This window comes from Streptomyces sp. SS7 (genome assembly GCF_037993025.1).
Classification (GTDB): Bacteria; Actinomycetota; Actinomycetes; order Streptomycetales; family Streptomycetaceae; genus Streptomyces.
This window is the reverse complement of record NZ_CP141223.1, coordinates 8,764,530-8,791,037: the sequence shown is the minus strand read 5'-3', so window position 1 is coordinate 8,791,037 and position 26,508 is coordinate 8,764,530. Positions and strand designations below refer to the sequence as shown.

General features: G+C 72.8%; 4 protein-coding genes. 2 read left to right on the top strand and 2 right to left on the bottom strand.

The features are described from left to right. Positions 1 to 6 precede the first annotated feature (6 nt). A complete protein-coding gene (locus U5640_RS39785; protein ID WP_340384086.1) occupies positions 7 to 22,170 on the bottom strand; it encodes an SDR family NAD(P)-dependent oxidoreductase in 22,164 nt (7,387 codons plus the stop codon). Positions 22,171 to 22,540: 370 nt separating this feature from the next. Beyond that, positions 22,541 to 23,986: a cytochrome P450 gene (locus tag U5640_RS39780; protein ID WP_340384085.1), complete on the bottom strand. Its 1,446-nt coding sequence runs from the start codon at positions 23,984 to 23,986 to the stop codon at positions 22,541 to 22,543. Positions 23,987 to 24,299: 313 nt separating this feature from the next. Here U5640_RS39780 and U5640_RS39775 point away from each other — a divergent pair, with 313 nt between their 5' ends. Next, a complete protein-coding gene (locus U5640_RS39775; protein ID WP_340384084.1) occupies positions 24,300 to 25,022 on the top strand; it encodes a VC0807 family protein in 723 nt (240 codons plus the stop codon). A 4-nt stretch (positions 25,023 to 25,026) separates the two neighbouring features. After that, on the top strand, positions 25,027 to 26,013 hold the full coding sequence (locus U5640_RS39770; RefSeq protein WP_340384083.1) for an aldo/keto reductase: 987 nt from the start codon (positions 25,027 to 25,029) through the stop codon (positions 26,011 to 26,013). Positions 26,014 to 26,508: the final 495 nt, after the last annotated feature.

The window sequence follows — 26,508 nt, the reverse complement described above, 5'->3', positions numbered from 1 at the left end:
TCGGGGTCAGGAAATGCCCAGCTCTTTGTTGATGAGGTCGAACATCTCGTCGTCCGTCGCGGATTCGAGTCCGGTGACGGTCGGCGTGGTGCCACTTGTGTCACCCGTGGCGGCCGTGCCCGCCGTGCCGCCTGTGGTGGCCGTGTCGCCTGTGGTGCCGGTGCTGCTCGTCCACCGGGTCAGCAGGTCCCGCAGGCGGGCGGTCACCTTGTCGTTCAGCGCGGCGTCGTCGGTACCGTCGGCCGCGGGGTGCGTGCCGGCCATCACGGACTCGATCTTGTCGAGTTCGGCGAGCAGGACGTCGGCCGGTCGTTCGTCGCGGGGCGCGCACTGCTCCAGCAGGTGGCGGGCGAGGACCGCGGGCGTCGGGTAGCTGAACACCAGCGTGGCCCGCAGGGTGAGTCCGGTGGCCGCGCCGAGCCGGTTGCGCATCTCGACCGCGGTGAGCGAGTCGAAGCCCAGCGACTTGAACGGCCGGTCGGCGTCGACCGCTTCGGGGTCGGAGTGCCCGATGACCGCCGCGGTGTGGGTGCGGACGAGGTCGAGGGCGGCCCGTTCCCGTTCCTCGGCGGGCAGTGGCCGCAGCAGCTCCGTGAACGACACCTGCGTACCGCTTCCGGCGTCCTGGCCGTCGGCCGGGGTGCCGGTGGTGTCGGCCGCGGCCCGTCGGACCGGGGTGCGGGCCAGGGCCTTGAGCAGGGCGGGCGGTTCGGTGCCGCGGCGTTCCAGCCCGGGCAGGTCCAGGCGGGTGGGCAGCAGCAGCGCCTGGTCGGCGGCGAGGGCCGTGTCGAACAGGGCCAGGCCCTCGTCCGCCGGGAGCGGGGCGAGACCCATCCGGCCGATGCGCCGCAGGTCGGCGGCGCCGAGGGTGCCCGCCATGCCGTCGTCGGTGTCCCACAGGCCCCAGGCCAGGGAGAGCGCGGCCAGTCCCCGGGCCCTGCGGTGCTGGGCCAGGGCGTCGAGGAAGGCGTTGGCAGCTGCGTAGTTGGCCTGTCCCTGGCTGCCGAAGGTGGCGGCCACGGAGGAGAAGAGGACGAACGCCGACAGGGGCAGGTCGCGGGTGAGTTCGTGGAGGGTCCAGGCGGCCTGTGCCTTCGGGCGCAGGACGTGGTCGACGCGGTCGGGTGTCAGGGCGTCCAGGATGCCGTCGTCGAGGATGCCGGCCGCGTGGAGGACGGCGGTCAGCGGTCGCTCGGCGGGGATCCCGGCCAGCAGTGCGGCCAGGGCGTCACGGTCGGCGAGGTCGCAGGCGGCGACGGTGACGGTGGCGCCCAGGCCGGTCAGTTCCGCGGCGAGTTCGGCGGCGCCGGGGGCGTCTGGGCCGCTGCGGCTGGTGAGCAGCAGATGGCGGACGCCGTGGCGGGTGACCAGGTGCCGGGCGAACAGCGCGCCGAGCGTGCCGGTGCCGCCGGTGATCAGGACGGTGCCTTCGCGGTGGGCGCGCTCCTCGGTGCGTCCGTCGTGCGCGTCCTCCACGGCGTGGGCCAGGTCGACGGGCAGCTCGGGGACGGTGAGGACGATCTTGCCGGTGTGCCGTGCCTGGCTGAGGTACCGGAACGCCTCCGGGGCCCGCCGTACGTCCCACGTGGTGACCGGCAGCGGACGCAGTGCCCGCTGTTCGAACAGGGCGAGCACGGCCGTCAGCATCTCGGCGGTGTGGTCGGGGTCGACGTCCCGCAGGTCGAACGCCCGGTAGACCACGCCCGGGTGAGCGGCGGCGACGGTCGGCGCGTCGCGCAGGTCGGTCTTGCCCATCTCGATGAAGCGTCCGCCGCGCGGCAGCAGCCGGAACGACGCGTCGATCAGTTCCCGGGCCAGGGAGTTGAGGACGACGTCCATACCGCGGCCGGCGGTCACCCGCAGGAACTTCTCCTCGAAGTCCGTGTCGCGCGAGGAGGCGATGTGGTCGTCGTCCAGACCCATGGCCCGCAGCGTCTCCCACTTGGCGGGGGCGGCGGTGGCGAAGACCTCGGCGCCCAGGTGCCGGGCGAGCTGGACGGCGGCCATGCCGACGCCTCCGGTGCCGGCGTGGACGAGGACGGCCTCGCCGGGACGCAGGTCCGCCAGGTCCACCAGGCCGTGGTAGGCGCTGAGGAAGACGATGGGCGCCGCCGCGGCCTCGGTGAAGGACCAGTCGTGCGGCTGCCGGGTGAGCAGACGGTGATCGGTGACCGCGACCGGGCCGTACGCCCCGGAGAAGAGGCCGAGCACCCGGTCGCCGGGGGCGAGCCCGGTGACACCGGGGCCGGTCTCCAGGACCACGCCCGCGCCCTCACGGCCGGGCACCTCGCGGTCGAGCATGCCGAGGCAGACCAGGACGTCACGGAAGTTGACGCCGGTGGCCCGCATCGCCACCCGTACCTCACCGTGGGCGAGCGGTCCGGTGACCTCGGGGCAGCCGACGAGGGCCAGGCTGTCGAGGGTGCCGGGCGTGGTGACGTCCAGCCGCCACACGGACTCACCGGGCGGCGGCAGCAGCGCGCCGCCGGTGCCGGCCGGTTGCAGCCGGGGCACGAGTACGGCATCCGCGCGCAGGGCGAGTTGGGGTTCGCCGGAGGCGAGTGCGGGGGTGGGGTCGGTGGCGCCGGCCCCGCCGCTCTCGTGGACGGCGTGGACGGCGGCGACGTGATCGGGAGCGACGGGTGTTCCGGGGTCGAGGTCGAGCAGGACCAGGCGTCCGGGGTGCTCCGACTGGGCGGAGCGGACCAGACCCCAGACGGAGGCGGCCACCGGGTCGGTGAGCGCCCGGTCGCCGTCGGCGGGCACCGCGCCCCGGGTGACCAGCACCAGTCGGGCGGCGCCGAGGCGGTCGTCCGCCAGCCAGCTCTGCACGAGGGCGAGGACCTGGTGCAGCACCGTCTTGGTGACGTCCACCGTGGAAGTCGCCGGTGCCGGTGTCCCGGTCGCGGACGGGTCGCAGGCGACGAGCACCGCGCCCGGCAGGGGTGTGCCCGTGGCGACCGCCTCGGCCAGGGCCGTGACGTCGGCGTAGTGACCGGCCGGCGCGTCCGGCAGCCCGGCGATCTCCGGCCCGACGACGGCCCACTGTCCGGCCTGGTCGGGGAGGGCGCCGGACGGCGCGGGCAGCGCGCTCCAGTCCACCCGGAACAGGGTGTCGTGCCCGGCCGACGGGCGGACGGCGGGGGTGAGTGCCTCCCCGCTCAGCTCACGGAGGGTGAGGGCGTCGACGCGGGCCACGCCTCGGCCCTCGGCGTCGGCGACGGCGAGCGTGATCGTGTCCTCGTCCACCGGTGCCAGCCGTACCCGCACGGCGGAGGCGCCGACCGCGGTCAGCGAGACCCCGCTCCATGCGAACGGCAGCCGCACCCCGTCGGCGGCGGGTGCCTCGCCGGAGGCGTCCGCCGTCGCCCGTCCCGCGGCGAGCCAGGCGTGCAGCGCGGCGTCGAGCAGGGCCGGGTGCAGGCCGTGGCGCCCTGCCTCGTCCTGCTGGCCGGCGGGCAGTCCGACCTCGGCGTAGACGTCCTCGCCCTGCCGCCAGACGGCACGCAGGCCCTGGAAGACGGGGCCGTAGGTGTACCCCTCGTCCGCGAGACGGTCGTAGAAGCCGTGCAGCGGGACGGGGGTCGCCTCCGCGGGCGGCCAGTCTCCGAAGGGGCCGTCGGCGTCCGTCTCGTCGGTGGGGTCGGTGTCGAGGACGCCACCGGCGTGACGTACCCATCCCTCGGCCGTGGCCTCGGCGGAGTCGGCCAGGGAGTGGACGGACACGGTACGCCGTCCAGAGCTGTCCGGGCCGCCGACGGCGACCTGGATCCGTACGCCGCCCTGCTCGGTGAGGACGAGCGGTGCTTCGAGCGTCAGGTCCGCCAGACGGGCGCAGCCCACGCGCAGACCGGCCTGGAGGGCCAGTTCGAGGAAGCCGGTCCCCGGGAACAGGACCGTGCCCGCCACCGCGTGGTCCCGCAGCCAGGGGTGGGTCGTGAGGGAGAGCCTGCCGGTGAGCAGCGCTCCGCCGCCTTCCGCCAGCGCCACCTCCGCGCCGAGCAGCGGGTGCCCGGCAAAGGTCAGTCCGAGACCGGTCGCGTCACCGGCCGTGGCGGCCGGGGCGTCCGGCCAGAAGCGCTGCCGCTGGAAGGCGTAAGTCGGCAGCTCGGCCCGGCGGGCGCCACCACCCTCGAACACGGCAGGCCAGTCCGGTTCGGTACCGCGCACGTACAGCTCGGCCAGGGCGGTCAGTACAGTGGCGCGCTCGTCGCGGTCCTTGCGCAGCGCGGGCACGAAGAGGATCTGTTCGGCGGGGCCGGCCTGCACCACTTCCCGCGCCAGCGCGGTGAGCGTGCCGTCCGGTCCCAACTCGACCCAGCGGGACACTCCTTCGTCGCTCGCCCGGCTCACGGCAGCCGCGAACCGTACGGCGTGGCGAACGTGCCGCACCCAGTGGTCGGGCGTCATCAGGTCGTCGGCTTCGGCGAGTTCGCCGGTGAGCGTCGAGACGACGGTCAGCCGCGGACGTCCGTACGCCAGACTTTCCGCGACCTTGCGGAACTCGGCGAGCATGGGTTCCATCAGCGGCGAGTGGAAGGCGTGGCTGACCCGCAGCCGGGTGGCCTTGCGGTCGAGGTCCCGGAAGTGCGCGGCGATCGCCTCGACGGCCGCCTCGCTGCCGGCGACCACGGTCGCCTCCGGTCCGTTGACCGCCGCGATGCCCACCTCGTCGCCGAGCAGGGGCAGGACCTCGTCCTCCGACGCCTGGAGCGACACCATCGCCCCACCCGCCGGCAGCGCCTGCATCAGCCTGCCGCGCGCCACCACCAGACGGCACGCGTCCGCCAGCGACCACACCCCCGCGACGTGCGCGGCGGCCAGCTCACCGATGGAGTGCCCCAGCAGCACGTCCGGACGCACACCCCACGACTCCAGCAGCCGGAACAGCGCCACCTCCAGCGCGAACAACGCGGGCTGCGCGAACTCCGTACGGTTCAGCCGGTCGGCGTCCTCGCCGAACACCACCTCGCGCAGGTCGAAGGGCAGTTCCGCGTCCACGGCGTCGAAGGCCTCGGCGAAGACGGGATGGGCTGCGTACAACTCGCGGCCCATGCCCAGCCGTTGCGCGCCCTGGCCCGCGAACAGGAAGGCCGTACGGCCCCCGTCGGCGACCGCCGTGCCGCTGATCACCTGCGCGGCGGGCTGCCGGCCGGTCACGGCCCGCAGCCCGGCCAGGACCTGCCGGCGGTCGGTGGCCACCACCACGGCACGGTGTTCCAGTGCGGAACGCGTCGTCGCCAGGGACAGGGCGACGTCATGGTGCGACAGCTCCGTGTCCGACGACAGGAGGGTCGCCAGGCGCTCGGCCTGGTCGCACAGGGCCTGCGGTTCGGCGGCGGAGAGGGGGAGGATGACGCCACGGTCGGCGGCCCCGTGGCTCTCGTCGCGCGCCCTGTCCTCGTCGGTGCGGTCCGGCGCGGCCGCCTGTTCGAGGATGACGTGGGCGTTGGTGCCGCTGATCCCGAAGGACGACACACCCGCGCGCCGCGCACGGCCCGTCTCCGGCCACGCCCGCTCCTCGGCGAGCAGCTCGATGTCCCCGGCCGTCCAGTCGACGTGGGAGGACGGCTCTTCGGCGTGCAGGGTGCGCGGCAGGACGCCGTGCCGCATCGCCATCACCATCTTGATCACACCACCCACACCGGCCGCCGCCTGCGTGTGACCGATGTTCGACTTCAACGAGCCGAGCAGCAGCGGGTGTTCACGGTCCTGGCCATAGGTGGCGAGCAGGGCCTGCGCCTCGATCGGGTCACCCAGCGGGGTACCCGTACCGTGCGCCTCCACCGCATCCACATCAGCGGCCTTGAGCCCGGCACCGGCCAGCGCCTGCCGGATCACTCGCTGCTGCGAGGGACCGTTCGGCGCCGTCAGACCGTTCGACGCACCGTCCTGGTTGACCGCACTGCCCCGCACCACCGCCAGGACCCGGTGGCCCAGGCGCCGCGCATCCGAGAGCCGCTCGACCAGGAGCAGACCCACACCCTCCGACCAGGCCGTGCCGTCCGCGCCGTCGGAGAACGCCTTGCACCGGCCGTCCACCGCCAGCCCCCGCTGCCGCGAGAACTCCACGAAGGTGTCCGGCGTGGACATCACGGTCACACCACCGGCGAGCGCCAGGTCGCACTCACCCGAGCGCAGCGCCTGCGCCGCCAAGTGCAGGGCCACCAGCGACGACGAACACGCCGTGTCCACCGTCACCGCCGGACCCTCGAAACCGAACGTGTACGCGATACGACCCGACGCCACACTGCCGGTGTTCCCGGTCATGAGGTAACCGCCCGAGTCGAGCTCGCCCGACCTGAGGAAGGAACCGTAGTCCTGGGCCATGGCGCCGGCGAAGACGCCGGTGCGGCTGCCGCGCAGCGTCGCCGGGTCGATGCCCGCACGCTCCAGGACCTCCCACGAGGTCTCCAGCAGCAGGCGCTGCTGCGGGTCCATCGCCAGCGCCTCACGCGGCGAGATCCCGAACAGCGAGGAATCGAACAGGGCGGCGTCGTAGAGGAACCCGCCCTCACGGACGTACGTACGACCGGGCGTGACCGGCTCCGGGTCATAGAGGCGGTCGAGGTCCCAGCCACGGTCGGACGGGAAGTCACCGATGGCGTCCCCGCCCTCGCTGACCAGCCGCCACAGATCCTCCGGCGAACCGACCCCACCGGGGAACCGGCAGGCCATCCCGACGATCACCACCGGATCGTCGGTCACACTCGTCGGCGCAGGCAGGAGCCTGTCGGTGGCGACGGCGTCGGGCCCGCCGTCCTCGACCAGTTCCGCGAGCGCGAAACGGGCCACGTCAGCCGGGGTCGGGTAGTCGAAGACCAGCGTGGCGGGGAACCGCATGCCGGTCGCCGCGTTCAGTCTGTTGCGCAGTTCGACCGAGGTGAGCGAGTCGAAGCCGAGGTCCTTGAAGGTATGGTCCGCGTCCACCTGTTGCGTCGACTGGTGCCCGAGCACCGAGGCGGCCTGCGTCGAGACGAAACCGCGGAGGAAGCGCTCACGCTCGCCGGCCGGGAGCGCGAGCAGCTGCTGCCGCAGGCTCGTGGCCTCGCCCGCCGCGGCGATCCCGGCCTTGCGGCGGCCGTGACCGCGCACCAGGGCGCGCAGCAGCGGGGCCACGTCCTCGGGTGCCCGTCGGCGGAGCGCCGCGATGTCCATGTGGACCGGCAGCACGCCGGCCCGTTCCAGGCCCGCACCCAGGTCCATCACGGTGTCCAGCAGGCCGAGACCCTGGGCGGGGGCCAGCGGGAGCATCCCGCTCCGCGCCAGGCGTCGCAGGTCGGCCTCGGTCAGCTCGGCGGTCATGCCCGCACCGGGCGCCCACGGACCCCAGGCGAGGGACACCGCGGGCAGACCGGCGGAACGCCGACGGGCGGCGAAGGCGTCCAGGAAGGCGTTGGCGGCCGCGTAGTTGGCCTGACCCGCGCCGCCGAACGTCCCGGCGACGGAGGAGAAGACCACGAACGCGGACAGGTCGGCATCGCGGGTCAGCTCGTGCAGGTGCGTCACCGCGTCCACCTTCGGCCGCATCACCGTCGCGAACCGCTCCGGGGTGAGGGAGGACACCACGCCGTCGTCCAGGACACCCGCCGCGTGCACCACGGCCGTCAGCGAACGCCCGGCCAACGCGGCGGCCAGCTGGTCGCGATCGGCGACATCCACCGCCACGACATCCACCTCAGCGCCCAAGCCACCCAGCTCGGCGACGAGTTCACCGGCTCCCGGCGCATCGAGGCCACGACGGCCCGCCAGCAGCAGACGCCGTACCCCGTGCCCGGTCACCAGATGACGGGCCACCAGCGCGCCCAGACCACCCGTACCACCGGTCACCAGCACCGTCCCGCCCTCGCGGTCCAACGGCGCCGGGACGGTGAGGACCACCTTGCCCACGTGCCGGGCCTGCGACAGATACCGGAACGCCTCCGGAGCCCTGCGCACATCCCAGCACGTGACCGGAAGCGGCCTGAGCACACCCGCCTCGAACAGAGCCACCAGATCGGCCAGCATCCCGCCGATCCGCTCCGGCTCCACATCCATCAAGTCGAACGCCCGATACACCACACCGGCGTGCTCCGCCGCCACCGTCTCCGGGTCACGGACATCGGTCTTGCCCATCTCCAGGAACCGCCCACCACGCGGCAGCAGACGCAACGACGCGTCCACGAACTCACCCGCCAGCGAATCCAGAACCACATCCATGCCCCTGCCGGCAGTCGCCGCCAGGAACGCAGCCTCGAAGCCCGTGTCACGCGAGGACGCGATGTGCCCCTCGTCCAGGCCCAGCCCCCGCAGAGCACCCCACTTGCCGGCACTCGCCGTACCGAACACCTCGGCACCCAGATGCCGCGCCAACTGCACCGCAGCCATGCCCACACCGCCCGCGGCCGCGTGCACCAGCACCGACTCGCCCGGCTTCACCGCCCCCAGATCCGTCAGCGCGTAGTACGCCGTCAGGAAGACCACCGGCACCGACGCCGCCTCCGCGAACGACCACCCCTGGGGCACCCGCGCCACCTTGCGCGCATCCGCCACCGCCACCGGCCCGAACGAACCGGAGAAGAGGCCCATGACGCGGTCACCGACCGCCAGCCCCGTCACGCCCGGGCCGACCTCGGTCACCACACCGGCGCCTTCCAGACCGAAGTCCTTGGCGTCCCCGGGGTACATGCCGAGCGTGTTGAGCACATCGCGGAAGTTGACACCCGCCGCACGAACGGCGATACGCACCTGCTGGTCCGCCAACTCATCGGACGACGGAACACCACGCAGCGCCAGCCCCTCCAGCGTGCCCTTTTCCGCGATGTCCAGCCGCCAGGCCGACTGCCCTGCGGGAATGGTCAGAGCCGTACCGGTCGCGGCGCGGACGAGCCGGGGCGCGTAGGCGGTGCCACCGCGCAGCGCCAGCTCCGGCTCGCCCGAGGCGAGCGCGGCGGGCACCAGGGCCCAGGACCCGTCCGTGCCGTCCACGTCGAGCAGTGCGAACCGGTCCGGCGCCTCGGCGCGAGCCGCGCGGACCAAGCCACACACCGCGGCCAGGGCCGGATCGGCGGACGACTCGTCGATCGTGACGGCCCCTTCGGTGAGGAGCACCAGGCGGGCGCCTTCGAACCGCTCCTCCGACAGCCAGGCCTGGACCTGGGCGAGTACGTGGGCCGTGACCTCGTGCGCGGCCTCGGCCGCGCCGCCGACCGGCCGCCGCACCCGCAGCAGGACGTCCGTCCCGGGCTCCACAGCAGTGTCGGGGAGACCGACGAGCACAGCGGGGGCTTGCGTCACGCCGTCGGCAGACGGGGCGAGCGGGACCGGGGCCCAGTCTGTCTGGAAGAGGCTGTCGACGTGGCGGGCGTCCGCCTTCGCCAGGTCGCCGGACGCCTCCCGCAGCACGAGCGACTCCACCGACGCCACCAGCCCACCCGCGGCATCCGCGAGCTCCAACGCCACCGCGTCCGAACCCAGTTCCACCACCCGTACCCGCAACGCACGCGCACCCGACGCCCACAACGACACCCCGGACCACGAGAACGGCAACCGCGCCCGCCCGTCCCCCAGCACCGACGTGAACATCACCGCGTGCAGCGCCGCATCCACCAACGCCGGATGCGCCCCGAACCGCTCCGCCCCATCCTCATGCTCCTCGGGCAACGCGACTTCCGCGAAGACCTCTTCGCCACGCCGCCACACACCCCGCAGACCCTGGAACACCGGACCGTACGACAGCCCCAGACCGGCGAAACGCTCGTACACCCCCTCGACCGGCTCCGCCACCGCACCCTGCGGCGGCCACACACCGAGATCGGGGGAAGCCGCGGACGGGGCGTCCGCGAGCGCGGCCAGTGCGCCCGTGGCGTGCAGGGTCCAGGGGAGATCGTCGGGCAGCTCTTCGAGACGGGAGTGGATCTCCAGTGTGCGGCGGCCGGCCTCGTCCGCCGCACCCACCCGCACCTGAACCCGGACCCCACCCCGCTCCGGCACCACCAACGGCGCCGCGATCGTCAGATCCTCCACCCGGTCACACCCGGCCTGCTCCCCCGCCCGCAACGCCAACTCCAGGAACCCCGTCCCCGGAAACACCACCACACCCGCCACCACATGATCCCGCAACCACTCCTGCACCCCACACGACACACGCCCCGTCAACAGCAGACCATCCCCACCGGCCAACTCCACCGCCGCACCCAGCAACGGATGCCCCGCCACACCCAACCCCACCGCACCCAGATCCCGGGTGTGCAGGGCGGAGGCGGCGGGCCAGAAGCGGCGCCGCTGGAACACGTACGTCGGCAGGTCGCAGGGGGTCGCGGCAGCAGCCGTACCGGTGAAGACGGCGGTCCAGTCGAGTGCGGTGCCGCGTGCGAACAGCTCCGCTGCCGCCGAGAGGAGCGAGTGGGTCTCGGCGCGGTCCCTGCGCAGGGTCGGGGTCAGCAGAACGCCCCCGTCCGCACCGTCAAGGCCGCCCTGCGCCAGCGCCGTCAGGGTTCCGTCCGCGCCCAGCTCCACGAACCGCGACACACCCTGCTCCGCCAACCGCCCCACCGCACCCGCGAACCGCACAGGCCGACGCACGTGCTCCACCCAGTACCCCGGCGACATCAACTCCTCAGCCGCAGCCACCTCACCCGTCACCGTCGAGACAACCGCAATCCGAGGCTGCCCGTACGACAGCCCCTCGGCCACCACCCGGAAGTCCTCAAGCATCGGCTCCATCAACGGCGAGTGGAACGCATGACTCACCCGCAACGCGGTGACCTTGCGGTCCAGAGCACGGAAGCGGTCCGCGATCTCCGCCACGGCTTCGGCAACACCCGCGACCACCACAGCCTGCGGCCCGTTGACCGCCGCGAGACCCACCTCCTCACCGAGGAGAGGCAGGACCTCGTCCTCGGCCGCCTGCAGCGCCACCATCGCGCCACCGGCCGGCAGCGCCTGCATCAGCCGGCCGCGCGCCACCACCAGACGGCACGCGTCCGCCAGCGACCACACACCCGCCACATGCGCCGCCGCGATCTCACCGATCGAATGACCGGCCAGCACGTCCGGCCGCACACCCCACGACTCCAGCAGCCGGAACAGCGCCACCTCCAGAGCGAAGAGGGCCGGCTGGGTGAACTCCGTACGGTTCAGACGCTCGGCGTCCTCGCCGAACACCACCTCCCGCAGATCAAAGGGCAGTTCCGCGCCCACGGCGTCGAACGCCTCGGCGAAGACGGGATACGCCTCGTACAACTCACGCCCCATACCCAGGCGTTGCGAACCCTGCCCCGCGAACAGGAAGGCCGTCCGGCCGTTGGTCTGCGCGGAGTTCCGTATGACGTTGGGCTCCGTACCGCCCTCGGCGAGAGCGCTCAGAGCGTGGAGCAGTTCGTTGCGATCGGCGGCCAGGATCACCGCGCGGTGCTCCAGGACGGTCCTTGTGGTGGCGAGCGCCCGAGCAGTGTCGGCGAGGGGGAGGTCGGGCCGCGCCTCGACGAACGCCGCCAGATTCTCGGCCTGGGCCGACAGGCCACCGCCGGCCGCCGACAACACCCACGGCAACACCGACGCCTCGCCGCTTGCCGCCTCGTCGATCGCGGTACTCTCCGCAACGACCGCCGCTTCAGGCGTCTGTTCGAGGATGACGTGGGCGTTGGTGCCGCTGATCCCGAAGGACGACACACCCGCGCGCCGCGCACGGCCCGTCTCCGGCCACGCCCGCTCCTCTGCGAGCAGCTCGATGTCCCCGGCCGTCCAGTCGACGTGCGAGGACGGCTCGTCGGCGTGCAGGGTCCGCGGCAGGACGCCGTGCCGCATCGCCATCACCATCTTGATCACACCACCCACACCGGCCGCCGCCTGCGTGTGACCGATGTTCGACTTCAACGAACCCAGAAGCAGCGGCTGCTCACGGTCCTGGCCGTACGTGGCGAGCAGGGCCTGCGCCTCGATCGGGTCACCCAGCGGGGTACCCGTACCGTGCGCCTCCACCGCATCCACGTCAGCCGCCTTGAGCCCGGCACCGGCCAGCGCCTGCCGGATCACCCGCTGCTGCGAAGGACCGTTCGGCGCCGTCAGACCGTTCGACGCACCGTCCTGGTTCACCGCCGAACCTGCCACCACCGCCAGGACCCGGTGGCCCAGGCGCCGCGCATCCGAGAGCCGCTCGACCAGCAGCAGACCCACACCCTCCGACCAGGCCGTGCCGTCCGCGCCGTCGGAGAACGCCTTGCACCGGCCGTCCACCGCCAGCCCCCGCTGCCGCGAGAACTCCACGAAGGTGTCCGGCGTGGACATCACGGTCACACCACCGGCCAGCGCCAGATCGCACTCACCCGAGCGCAGCGCCTGCGCCGCCAGATGCAGGGCCACCAGCGACGACGAACACGCCGTGTCCACCGTCACCGCCGGCCCCTCGAAACCGAACGTGTACGCGATACGACCCGACGCCACACTGCCGGTGTTCCCGGTCAGCAGGTAGCCGTCGGCGCCTTCGGAAGTACCGCGCAGGGAGGAGCCGTAGTCCTGGGCCATGGCGCCCGCGAAGACGCCGGTGCGGCTGCCGCGCAGCGTCGCCGGGTCGATGCCCGCACGCTCCAGAACCTCCCACGAGGTCTCCAGCAGCAGCCGCTGCTGCGGGTCCATCGCCAGCGCCTCACGCGGCGAGATCCCGAACAGGCCGGCGTCGAAGGACGTAGCGTCGTGGAGGAAGCCACCCTCACGGACGTACGTACGCCCGACCGTGCCCGGCTCCGGGTCGTACAGCCCGTCGAGATCCCAGCCACGGTCGGTCGGGAAGCCACCGATGGCGTCCCCGCCCTCGCTGACCAGCCGCCACAGATCCTCCGGCGAACCGACCCCACCGGGGAACCGGCAGGCCATCCCGACGATCACCACCGGATCGTCGGTCACACTCGTCGGCGCGGGCAGTGCGGCCGTGGCTGCTTGCTCGTCTCCTCCCACCAGCTCCGTTCCGATGTGCCGGATCAAGGCGGCGGGCGTGGGGTAGTCGAAGATCAGGGTGGCGGGGAGCCTCATGCCGGTCGCGGCATTCACGCGGTTGCGGAGCTCCACCGAGGTCAGGGAGTCGAAACCCAGTTCCTTGAAGGTGTGGTCCACCTCGATGTCGGCCGTGGAGGCGTGGCCGAGCACGGCGGCCGCAGCACCCTGGACCAAATCGGACACGAGCCGGTCGCGGTCCGCCGGCGGAATGGCCGACAGCTGTGCCTTGAGGTCCTGGTGCCGCGTTCCGCTGCCCGTTCCGGCCTCGGCCTTGCGACGGGCACGGACCCGGACCAGGGCACGCAGCAAGGCCGGCACTTCCTCCGCCGGTCGCCGGCGCAGCCCCGTCAGATCGAGCTCGATGGGCAGCACGGCCGCCCGCTCCAGCCCGGGACCCTGTTCGAGTGCCGCGTCCAGCAGGCCCAGGCCCCGCTCAGGAGCCAGCGGCTGCATGCCCTCGCGTGCCATACGGCGCAGGCCGGCCTCGGTCAGCTCGGCGGTCATGCCGGCCCCCGGCGCCCACGGACCCCAGCCCAGGGACACCGCGGGCAGCCCCTCCTTCCGGCGGAAGGAGGCGAAGGCGTCGAGGAAGGCGTTGGCAGCCGAGTAGTTGGCCTGCCCCGCACCTCCGAAGGTGCCCATGACGGACGAGAAGACGACGAACGCGGACAGGTCGGCGTCGCGGGTCAGCTCGTGCAGGTGCGTCACCGCGTCGACCTTCGGCCGCATGACCGTGGTGAGTCGCTCCGGGGTGAGGGAGGACACCACACCGTCGTCGACGATGCCGGCCGTGTGGACCACAGCGGTCAGCGCATGCCCGGCCAGCGCGGCGGCCAGCTGGTCGCGATCGGCGACGTCCACCGCCACGACGTCCACCTCGGCACCCAAGTCGCCCAGCTCGGCGACGAGTTCACCGGCTCCCGGCGCATCGGGGCCACGTCGGCTGGCGAGCAGCAGACGCCGTACCCCGTGCTCGGTCACCAGATGGCGGGCCACCAGCGCGCCCAGACCACCCGTACCACCGGTGACCAGGACCGTGCGGTCCCGGTCCAGCGGCGCGGGGACGGTGAGGACCACCTTGCCCACGTGCCGGGCCTGCGACAGATACCGGAACGCCTCCGGAGCCCTGCGCACATCCCAGCACGTGACCGGAAGCGGCCTGAGCACCCCCGCCTCGAACAGAGCCACCAGATCGGCCAGCATCCCGCCGATCCGCTCCGGCTCCACATCCATCAGATCGAACGCCCGGTACACCACACCGGCGTGCTCCGCCGCCACCGTCTCCGGGTCACGGACATCGGTCTTGCCCATCTCCAGGAACCGCCCACCGCGCGGCAGCAGACGCAACGACGCGTCCACGAACTCACCCGCCAGCGAATCCAGGACGACATCCATGCCGTCGCCACCGGTCGCCGCGAGGAACGCAGCCTCGAAGGCCAGATCCCGGGACGAGGCGATGTGCCCCTCGTCCAGACCGAGGGCACGCAGAGCACCCCACTTGCCGGCACTCGCCGTACCGAACACCTCGGCACCCAGATGCCGCGCCAACTGCACCGCAGCCATGCCCACACCGCCCGCAGCCGCGTGCACCAGCACCGACTCGCCCGGCTTCACCGCCCCGAGGTCGGTCAGCGCGTAGTACGCGGTCAGGAACACAATCGGAACCGACGCCGCCTCCGCGAACGACCACCCCTGGGGCACCCGCGCCACCTTGCGCGCATCCGCCACCGCCACCGGCCCGAACGCACCCGAGAACATCCCGAACACCCGGTCACCCACCGCCAGCCCCGACACCCCAGGGCCGACCTCGGTCACCACACCCGCACCCTCCAGACCGAAGTCCTTGGCGTCCCCGGGGTACATACCGAGCGCGTTGAGCACATCACGGAAGTTGACACCCGCCGCACGAACGGCGATACGCACCTGCTGATCCGCCAACCCATCCGACGACGGAACACCACGCAGCGCCAGCCCCTCCAGCGTGCCCTTCTCCACGATGTCCAGCCGCCAGGCCGACTCTTCCACCGGAACCGCCAACGCCCCACCGGACGCCGCACGCACCAGCCGCGGAACGAACACCACCCCACCACGCACCGCGAACTCGGCCTCACCAGAAGCCAGAGCCCCGCTCACCACAGCCCATGACTCGTCCGTGCCGTCCACGTCCACCAGCACGAAACGGCCCGGATTCTCCGCCCGCGCCGCCCGCACCAGACCCCACACCGCGGCCAGGGCGGGATCGGGAGCCGTCGCGTCGAGCGTGACCGCGCCCTCGGTGACCACCACCAGACGCGCACCCTCGAACCGCTCCTCCGCCAGCCAGACGCGCACCGTTTCGAGCGCGGTGCGGGCGACGGCGTGGGCGGCTGCCGGCTGATCTCCGTCAGGGCGATCGAAGCGCACCAGCACGTCGCCGGCCACGGCCTCGGTCGGTTCGGGCAGTCCTGTCCTCACCTGGGGGGCGGGGCCGGTGGCCGCCGGGACGCGCACCCAGTCGAGCTGGAACAGGCCGTCTCGTCCACCGTCGGCCGATGCGATTCCCCCGGTCGCCTCACGCATCACCAGTGAGTCCACCGAGGCGACCGGGGCGCCGGTCGTGTCCGCGAGATCGAGGGTCACGGCGTCCGGACCCGCCGGGGTCACGCGCACCCTCAGCTCCCGCGCGCCCGTCGCCCACAGCGACACACCGCTGCACGAGAAGGGCAGTCGCAGCGAGTTCTCGGCACCGAACGTTCCGCGCAGGACGGCGTGCAGGACGGCGTCCAGCAGCGCGGGATGCATCCCGAACCGGTCCGCGAGTTCTCCCTGTGCCTCGGGCAGGGCCACTTCGGCGAACACCTCGTCGCCGCGCCGCCACATGGCACGCAGGCCCCGGAACGCCGGTCCGTACGACAGCCCCAGCCCGGCCAGCGCCTCGTACGCGCCCTCGACCGGCTCCGCCACCGCGTCCCGTGGGGGCCACACGGCGAAGGCGGTGTCGAGGGAGCGGTCCGGGTACGGAGCCTCCGTCCGGTCGGTCACCACACCTGTGGCGTGGAGGGTCCACGCCTCGTCCTCCGCCGCGCCCTCCGCCCGTGCGAAGACGCTCACTCCCCGACGGCCCGAGTCGTCCGGTCCGTCGACCAGCACCTGGACCCGTGCACCACCGTGCTCGGGGAGTGCCAGCGGGACGGAGATCGTCAGTTCCTCCACCCGGTCGCAGCCCACCTGGTCGGCCCCGCGGAGGACCAGTTCCAGGAAGCCGGTGCCGGGGAAGAGCGCCACTCCGGAGACGACGTGGTCCCGTAGCCAGGGGTGGCTCCGAAGCGAGAGAAGACCGGTGAGGACCACCCGGTCCGAGTCGGCCGGTGCCAGCGCCGCTCCGAGCAGGGGGTGATCGGCGGCCGCGAGGCCGAGTCCTGAGAGGTCACCGTCGAACCTTTCCCGGGCCTTGGTGGGCCAGTAGGTCTTGCGTTGGAAGGCGTAGGTGGGCAGCTCGACCGCGCGGGCCCCGGTCCGTGCGACGACCTCGCGCCAGTCCACGTCTCCGCCACGGGTGAACAGGGCGGCGACCGCGGCCAGTACCGTTTCGCCCTCCGGGCGGTCCTTGCGCAGGCAGGGCTGCAGCAGCGGGCCCTCCCCCTCGCCGTCCAGGCACGCCTGCGCGAGTGCGGTCAGCGTGCCGTCGGGACCGATCTCCACGAATCGCGCGATGCCCTGTCCCGCGAGCGTGCGCACGGCGTCGCCGTAGCGGACGGCCTGGCGCACATGTCGTACCCAGTAGTCCGGGGTCATGAGCTGCGCGGGTTCGGCGGGGGCACCGGTGAGCGTGGAGACGAGGGCCAGACGCGGTGCGCCGTAGGTCAGTGTCTCGGCCACGGCCCGGAAGTCGTCGAGCATCGGTTCCATCAGCGGCGAGTGGAACGCGTGGCTGACCCGCAGGGCCGTCACCCTGCGTCCCTGGGTCCGGAGCTGCGCGGCGACGTTCTCCACCGTGTCCGCCGCACCGGCGATCACGACCGCTCGTGGGCCGTTGACGGCTGCGAGGCCGACCTCCCCCTCCAGCAGGGGCAGCACCTCGTCCTCGGAGGCCTGGAGCGCGACCATGGCACCGCCGGCCGGCAGCGCCTGCATCAGCCGGCCGCGCGCCGCCACCAGACGGCACGCGTCGGCCAGCGACCACACTCCCGCGACGTGCGCGGCGGCGATCTCACCGATCGAGTGACCGGCCAGCACGTCCGCGCGCACACCCCACGACTCCAGCAGCCGGAACAAGGCCACTTCGAGAGCGAAGAGGGCCGGCTGGGTGAACTCCGTGCGGTTCAGGCGCTCGGCGTCCTCGCCGAACACCACCTCCGCGAGATCGAAGGGCAGTTCCGCGTCCACGGCGTCGAAGGCCTCGGCGAAGACCGGGTACGTGGCATACAACTCCCGGCCCATGCCGAGGCGCTGGGAACCCTGACCGGCGAAGAGCAGTGCCGTCTTGCCCGCACGTGCCTGCGCACCGCGGATGAGCCCCGGTGCTTCGGCGTCGGCCGCCAGTGCGCGCAGACCTCGCAGCAGGTCGTCCCGGTCGGCGGCCAGGACCACCGCGCGGTGCTCCAGAACGGCCCGGCTCGTGACCGACGCGAGGGCGACGTCGGCCGGGCGGACGTCCTCGGTCGGGCCGTCCTCCAGCCACGCCGACAAGCGCGCCGCCTGATCGCGCACCGCGGAGTCGGCCGCGCCCGACAGCACGACGGGCGCCACCGGGAGACGCTGCGGTTCTGCGGACGTCTCGGCCTCCGCCGGAGCGGCAGGGGCCTGTTCGAGGATGACGTGGGCGTTGGTGCCGCTGATACCGAAGGACGAGACCCCGGCCCTGCGCGCCCGGTCCGTCTCGGGCCAACCGCGCTCCTCCGTCAGCAGCTCGACCGCACCGGCGCTCCAGTCGACGTGGGAGGACGGCGCGTCGGCGTGCAGGGTCCGCGGCAGGACGCCGTGCCGCATCGCCATCACCATCTTGATCACACCACCCACACCGGCCGCCGCCTGCGTGTGACCGATGTTCGACTTCAACGACCCCAGAAGCAGCGGCTGCTCACGGTCCTGGCCGTACGTGGCGAGCAGGGCCTGCGCCTCGATCGGGTCACCCAGCGGGGTACCCGTACCGTGCGCCTCCACCGCATCCACATCAGCGGCCTTGAGCCCCGCACCGGCCAGCGCCTGCCGGATCACCCGCTGCTGCGACGGACCGTTCGGCGCCGTCAGACCGTTCGACGCACCGTCCTGGTTCACCGCCGAACCCGCCACCACCGCCAGGACCCGGTGGCCCAGGCGCCGCGCATCCGAGAGCCGCTCGACCAGCAGCAGACCCACACCCTCCGACCAGGCAGTGCCGTCCGCCCCGTCCGAGAACGCCTTGCACCGGCCGTCCACCGCCAGCCCCCGCTGCCGCGAGAACTCCACGAACATCTCCGGCCCCGCCATCACCGTCACACCACCGGCCAGCGCCAGATCGCACTCACCCGAACGCAGCGCCTGCGCCGCCAGATGCAGCGCCACCAGCGACGACGAACACGCCGTGTCCACCGTCACCGCCGGACCCTCGAAACCGAACGTGTACGCGATACGCCCCGACGCCACACTGAGGGTCGTGCCGGTGAGGACATAGCCGTCCGACTCCTCGGCTGCGTCGCGCAGACAGGCTCCGTAGCCCTGTTCCACGAGCCCGGCGAAGACGCCGGTGCGGCTGCCGCGCAGCGTCGCCGGGTCGATGCCCGCACGCTCCAGGACCTCCCACGAGGTCTCCAGCAGCAGGCGCTGCTGCGGGTCCATCGCCAGCGCCTCACGCGGCGAGATCCCGAACAGTCCGGCATCGAAGGACGTGGCGTCCTGGAGGAATCCGCCCTCGCGCACGTAGACGCGGCCCGGAGTGCCGGGCTCCGGGTCGTACAGCCCGTCGAGGTCCCAGCCACGGTCGGTCGGGAAGGCGCCGATGGCGTCCCCGCCCTCGCTGACCAGCCGCCACAGATCCTCCGGCGAACCGACCCCACCGGGGAACCGGCAGGCCATCCCGACGATCACCACCGGATCGTCGGCCGGGTTCGCCGGTCCGGTCGGCAGGGGCGCGGAGACGGTGGCGCCGGAGAGCCGTTCGTCGAGGTGTCCGGCCACGGCGTCCGGGGTCGGGAAGTCGAACAGCAGGGAGGCGGGCAGGGGCAGGCCGGTCGCGGCCTTGAGCCGGTTGCGCAGGTCGACGGAGGTGAGGGAGTCGAAGCCGAGGTCCTTGAAGGTGCGGCTGGGCTCGACCTCGTCGGCCGACTCGTGGTCGAGGATGGTCGCGGCGTGGGCCCGCACCAGGTCCAGCAGAGCGCCGTGCCGGTCGCGCGGGGAGAGTCCGGCCAGGTCGTCGTGGAGCGGGGAGAGCGCGTCGTCGGTGTCCTGCGCTACGGCGGCGGTCGCGTCCTCGGTGTCTTCCGGAGCCGCCGGGGACGGCACGGGCGTCGCGGACGTCGGGGTCCCGGACGCGACGGGGTCGGGCAGCCAGTAGCGGCGGCGCTGGAAGGCGTAGGTCGGCAGGGCGGTGGGCCGGGCCCGGCGGGCGGCGAAGAGGGGGGTCCAGTCGACGGGGAGGCCACGGGTGTGCAGTCCGGCGAGGGCCGCGAGGAAGGCCGTCGGCTCCGGGCGGTCCTTGCGCACGGCGGGCACGGCGACCGTCTCGTCGTCGTTGAGGCTCTGCTCGGCGAGGGCCGTCAGGGTGCCGTCCGGGCCGAGTTCCAGGAAGCGGCGGGCGCCCTGCTCCTCCAGCGTCCGGATGCCGTCGGCGAACCGTACGGGCTGCCGGACGTGCTGGGTCCAGTAGTCGGGGGACGTCAGTTCCTCGGCCGTCGCGAGGCGGCCGGTGACGTCGGAGACGATCGGGAGGGTGGGCTGCCCGTAGGTGATGCCGGCGAGGACGGCGCGGAACTCGTCCAGCATCGGTTCCATGAGCGGGGAGTGGAAGGCGTGACTGACGCGCAGGGCCGTCACCTTGCGGTCGCGGGCCCGGAAGTGCGCGCCGACCTGCTCGACGGCTTCGGCCGTGCCCGAAACGACCAGCGCGCGGGGGCCGTTGACCGCCGCGATGCCGACCTGGTCGGTCAGCAGGGGGAGCACCTCGTCCTCGGTCGCCTCGACGGCGACCATCGCGCCGCCCGCGGGGAGGGCCTGCATCAGGCGTCCGCGGGCGGTGACGACGCGGCAGGCGTCGGCCAGCGACCAGAGGCCGGCCACGTGCGCCGCCGCGATCTCGCCGACGGAGTGCCCGAACACGACGTCGGGGCGTACGCCGAAGGACTCGGCGAGGCGGTAGAGGGCGACCTGGAGGGCGAACAGGGCGGGCTGCGTGTACTCCGTCCGGTTCAGTACGTCCGCCCCGTCGCCGAACACGATCTCCCGCAGCGCGAACGGCAACTCGGCGTCCACGGCGTCGAAGGCCTCGGCGAAGACGGGATAGGCGTCGTACAACTCGCGCCCCATACCCGGCCGTTGGGAACCCTGACCGGCGAAGAGGAAGGCGGTGCGGGTGGGGGCGGCGATGCCGTCGGGGGCGGACGCGGGCGTGGCCGGGGAGGGCTGGGAGACGCCGGTGACGACGTCGTTCGACGGGGTGCCCGCCGCGAGGGCGGTCAGACCGCGCAGCAGTTCGTCGCGGTGCCCGCCCACGACCACGGCACGGTGTTCGAAGCGGGTCCTGGTCTCGGCCAGGGAGCAGGCGATGTCGGCCGGGTCGGCGTCGGGATCGTTCTCCAGGCGGGTGAGCAGTCGGCGGGCCTGGCCGCGCAGTGCCTTGCGGGTGCGGGCGGAGACGATCCACGGGAGCGGTGCGGGGGCGGCGGCCCCCGGGTCGGCCGCTTCCGGCTCGGCGTGGGGTGCCGGCGTCACGGAGTCCGGCGTCGTGGCGTCGAGCGTCTCGGCGTCGGCCGGCGCCGGGGTGGGCCATTCCTCCAGCACGACGTGGCAGTTGGTGCCGCCCATTCCGAAGGAGCTGACGCCGGCCCGTCGGGGTCCGTCCTGGTCGGGCCACGGCTGGGACTCGGCGGCGACGCGCAGGTTGAGGGCGTCGAGAGGGATGGCGGGGTTGGGCTTCTGGTAGTTGAGGCTCGCGGGGATGTGGCGGTGGCGGAGGGAGAGGACGGTCTTGACGAGCCCGGCGACGCCGGCCGCGCCTTCCAGGTGACCGATGTTGGTCTTGACCGAGCCGACGAGCAGGGGGGTGCCGTCGGGGCGGGCGCCGCCGATGACCGTGCCGAGGGCGGCGGCCTCGATGGGGTCGCCGAGCCGGGTACCGGTGCCGTGCAGCTCGACGTACTGGACGTCGGCGGGGTTCACGGCGGCCTGGCGGTAGGCCAGGCGCAGCACGTCCTCCTGCGCCTCGCGCAGGGGTGCGGTCAGGCCGTCGCCGCCACCGTCGTTGTTGGTGGCGCTGCCACGGATGACGCAGTGGATGCGATCGCCGTCGGCGAGGGCGCGGGCGAGCGGCTTGAGGAGGACCAGGGCGCCGCCTTCACCGCGTACGTAGCCGTTGGCGCGGGCGTCGAAGGTGTAGCACTGGCCGTCCGGGGAGAGCGCTCCGAAACCGGCGGAGGCGAGGGCGCTGTCCGGGGCGAGGGCGAGGTTGACACCGCCGGCCAGGGCGAGGTCGGACTCGCCGCGCCGCAGGCTCTCGCAGGCCAGGTGGACGGCGACCAGGGAGGAGGACTGGCCGGCGTCCACCGTCAGGCTGGGGCCGCGCAGGCCGAGGGCGTAGGAGAGGCGGTTGGCGATGATGCCCCGGTTGAGGCCGCTGAGGGTGTACCGGCCGACGGTCTCGGGGCCGAGGCGGCGGGCGAGGGTGGCGTAGTCGTCCCAGATGGCGCCGACGAAGACCGCGGTGCGGCTGCCGCGCAGGCGCGCGGGGACGACGGCTGCTTCCTCCAGGGTCTCCCAGCCGAGTTCGAGGACCAGGCGCTGCTGGGGGTCCATGGCCGCGGCCTCGCGCGGCGAGATACCGAAGAAGCCGGGGTCGAAGCGGTCGACGTGGTCGAGGTAGCCGCCGCGGCGCACGGTGCCGGGGGCGTCCGGGCCGGACGCGGCCGAGGTGTCCCGGCGGCTGTCGGGCGTTTCGGTGACGGCGCTCGCGCCGTCGGTGAGCAGGCGCCAGAAGGCGGCGGGGTCGGGTGCCTGCGGGAAACGGCAGGACAGGCCCACGACCGCCACGGCATTGTGGAGCGCCGTGGCGTTCGGGGGTTCCGACGAGATACGGGCCGTCTCCCCCGGCAGGACGGGCCTTCGAAGAGAAGCCCCTTCCTGAGGGTTCTCGGGTCCCTGAAGGGATTCCGACGCGTTTTCCCGTGCCTGTGCGTCTTCTGGCAACACGGCCACTGCCTCCGCCCTACGGATCCGGCTCTACTTCCGGCCGCGCATTCCGGCCGGATCCGACTCCCGCGCGACCTGCGAGACGATCGATGTCTGCGATGCGATCGTTGGTTCCGGTGTTCGTCATCCTTGCGGCTGGCGAGCGGATCAGTCCCGCGCGCTAGCCGCCATCTAGGGAGACTTCTACTTCTTCCGCCCTGGTCAGCGGCGTTCAGCGCCGGCGGCGGGCGATCATCTCGAGGCCGCCGCGGGGCTGCAGGGTGATGTCGCTGGCGACCCGGACGGGCCCCTTGTCGACGGGCTCGAACTCCCAGTGGCGGCTGAGGGTCGCCAGTGCCATGACGCCTTCCATCTGAGCGAAGACGTTCCCGATGCACTGCCGGGGTCCGGCGCCGAAGGGGAGGTACGCCAGCCTGGGCCGGCCGGCCGCCTTGGCGTGACCCGCCAGCGGGTCGGAGGGGTCGGACTCGGCCAGGAACCGCTGGGGGGCGAACCGCTCGGGCTCGGGCCACCAGGTGGGGTCGCGGTGCAGGACGTAGGGGCTGCAGATGACCACGCTGTTGCGGGGGATCTGGTAGCCGTTGGCCGTGTAGTCCTCCAGCGAGCGCCTGACGAGGTTCCAGGCCGGCGGGTACAGGCGCAGCGCCTCGGAGTAGACGGCGTCGGCGTACTTCAGGTCGGGCAGGTCCTCGACGGTGGGCAGCCGGTCCCCGAGCACCTCGTCGACTTCCGCGTGCAGCCGCTCGCGGGTCTCGGGGTTGGTGCCGAGGAGCTGGTACGCCCAGGTCAGGGCACCGGAGGAGGTCTCGTGACCGGCCATCAGCAGGGTGACGGCCTCGTCGCGCACCTCCAGGTCGGTGAGGTGCTCGCCGGTGTCGGCGTCGGTGACGGTCAGCAGGACGGACAGCAGGTCCGCGCCGTCGCCGGAGCCCTGGCGCCGTTCCTCGATCATGGCGTAGACGATGTCGTCGATGTTCCGCAGGCCGCGCTTGAGCTGGCGGTTGGCGGGCAGCGGCAGGCGCAGCAGGACCTTGCCGAAGGGGCTCAGCTCCCAGCGCAGCGGGCCGCCCTCGCGGGGGAAGGCGGTGCGGATGCTCTCGGCGGCCTCGCTTTCGAGGGAGACGTCGAAGAGGGTGCGGGTGACCATGCCGAGGGCGAGTTCGTACATGGACTCGTGGAAGTTGAACTTCTCGCCGTCGGTGAACTTCCCCGAGGCCTCGTCGGCGATGGCGGCGAAACTGGAGCCGTATCCGGCGATGCGCTTGCGGTGGAAGACGGGCTGGATGAGCCGTCGCTGCCGGCGGTGGTAGGTGCCGACGCTGGTGACCAGGCCCTTGCCGAGGACGTTGCGGCCCAGGATGGTCTCGAGGTTGGCGCCCCAGTCGTCGGGCCCGGGGCCGGTCTTCTTGGTGTCCTTGTCGAAGCGGCGGCTGGAGGCGACGATGACGTCCTGGACGACGTCGAAGTCGCTGAGGAGGAAGACCTCGTCCTTGCCCATGGGAATGCGGACCACGGGGCCGTGCTTGTCGCGCAGCCGGGACATGTAGCCGGGGATGTTGCGGATGACCTCGCGCATCTCCTTCAGCCCCAAGGAGTCCGGGGTGGGGATGGACTCGGTCGGCGCAGCCGACTCGGGGGTCGTATGAACGTCGGTCACGGATGTCTCCTGGTCTGCGGAGGCTGACAGGGCTCGGTGGGCCGGGCGACGGCGGGCGGATCGGGATTCCTGCGGCCACGGCGAAAAAGGACATATATGCCCGGTGGAGCTGGCGCCCGACGCTAGCACCGAGGAGCCGCCGGGCCGTCAAGTGCCGCGGAGTTCTAGGGAATTCCAGCGTGTTGGCACGCTGCGGTGGGTGCCGGCGGGACCGTTGCGGGGGGTCGCCCGTACGCTGTGCGTGTGCCGGACTGCCTCGGCAAGAGGGCGATCCGGCACATGTTCCGTACCGCCCCCATCGGACGGAGAACTCATGACCAGCGGTGGACACCCCCATCCGGAACAGCACCCGCAGACCGCGTCCGGGCCACCCCTGCTGCTGACCGTCCTGGTGGACCTGGGCGTCCCCATCGGCCTCTACTACGGGCTGACGGCCGCCGGTGTGAGCGATGTGCTCGCGCTGACCGCCGGGGCCGTGGTGCCGGGGGCGGCGACGCTGGTGCGGTTCGTGCGGACGCGGCGGGTGGACGTGCTCGGGGCGTTCGTGACGACCATGCTGGTGCTGAGCATCGTGGTCTCGCTGGCCGGGGGGAGCGCGCGGCTGCTGCTGGTGCGCGACGGCTGGCTGACGGCGGTGGCCGGGCTCGGCTTCCTGGTGTCCCTGCGCGGCCGGCGGCCCCTCGCGTTCGGTTTCTCCCGCCGGCTGCTGGAGCGGCGTACCACCGGTGACCGGGACTGGGACCAACTGTGGGAGGAGGAGCCCCTCTTCCGGCGGATCTGGCGGGTCACCACGGTGATCTGGGGCGTCGGGCTGTTGGTGGACTCCGGGATACGGACGCTGATGGCGTACACGCTGCCGGTGCATGTGGTGCCCGCGCTCAACGGCGCCCAGTACGGCGTCTTCACGCTGCTGATGCTGGTGATCGTCAACATCTACCACGCGCGTGCCGGTCTGTGGCCCCTCCTGTCGCCGCAGCCCGGCACCCCCACGGCCGGCGGCCCGGAGAGCGGGTCCGGCCCTCACTCACGAGGATGACCACGTGTTGCACACTCAGCTGGGCCGGACGGGTCTGCGCGTCAGCAGGCTGGTCCTCGGCACCGTGAACTTCGGTGGCCGGGTGGAGGAGCCAGAGGCGCATCGTCTGATGGACCACGCCCTGGCCGAGGGCATCAACTTCGTCGACACCGCCAACACCTATGGCTGGCGGGTGTACAAGGGGCACACGGAGGAGGTCATCGGCAGATGGCTGGCCAAGAGCCCCGGCCGGCGTGACGAGGTCGTCGTCGCCACCAAGGTCGGCGACCCGATGGGCGACGGTCTCAACGCGCACGGCCTGTCGGTGCGCAACATCGTCTCCGCCTGTGAGGCGTCGCTGCGGCGGCTGGGCACGGACTGGATCGACCTCTACCAGATGCACCACGTCGACCGGTCGGTGGGCTGGGACGAGGTGTGGCAGGCGATGGACCTGCTGGTCGCCCAGGGCAAGGTGCGCTACGTCGGCTCGTCGAACTTCGCCGGCTGGGACATCGCGTCCGCGCAGGAGGCGGCGAGGCGTCGCCACACCCTCGGCCTGGTGTCCGAGCAGTGCGTGTACAACCTGGTGACCCGGCACGCCGAGCTGGAGGTCATCCCCGCGGCGCAGGCGTACGGCCTCGGCGTGCTGGTGTGGTCCCCGCTGCACGGCGGTCTGCTCAGCGGTGTCCTGCGCAAGCTGCGGGAGAACGACGCGGTGAAGTCGGCCCAGGGCCGTGCCGCGGAGGCCCTCGACCAGTACCGCGACACCATCGGCGCCTACGAGAAGCTCTGCGCCGACCACGGTCTCGATCCGGCGGAGGCGGGGCTGGCCTGGACGCTGTCGCGCCCCGGGGTGACGGGCGCGGTGATCGGTCCGCGGACGGAACAGCACGTCGACGGGGCGCTCGCAGCGCTGCGTTCCCCGCTGCCGGAGGCGTTCGTAGCGGGGCTCGACGCCCTCTTCCCGCCCGTCGGGCGCGGCGGCCCGGCACCTGACGCGTGGCTGTCCTGACGGACCGCCCCCTACGGGTGGACCGTCCCACCGCGCCGCCCGCCGGGTGAACGCCCCGACCACCGCGGGGCGCACCGGACCTGGCCCCTCACCCCTCACCCCTCACCCCTCACCCCTCACCCCTCACCCCTCACCCCTCACCCCTCACCCGAGAGAGCCCGTCACGACGGCGGGCCCCGTGGCAGGCCGGCCACCTCGTAGGTGTGCGGACCGACAGCCGGTACCACGGCGTCGGTCAGGCGGCGGAAACTGGTGGTTCCCCCAGCCCTCGGCCCTCGGGGCGGCTGCCGGACGCCATACGGCCCTAGCGTCGTCGTACCCGGTCCGTCCCTGTCCTGCGCGACGGCTGCTCGAGGAGTCCCCGTCACCGGCCCCGAGTCCGCACTGGTGCTTCGACGACCGGACGGCGCCCACAGGCTTGCGCGGTGCGCCGAACCGGGCAGGGACGTTCGGCTTCCGAACCACCCGGCTTCATCGAACTCGCCGTTCGCATCA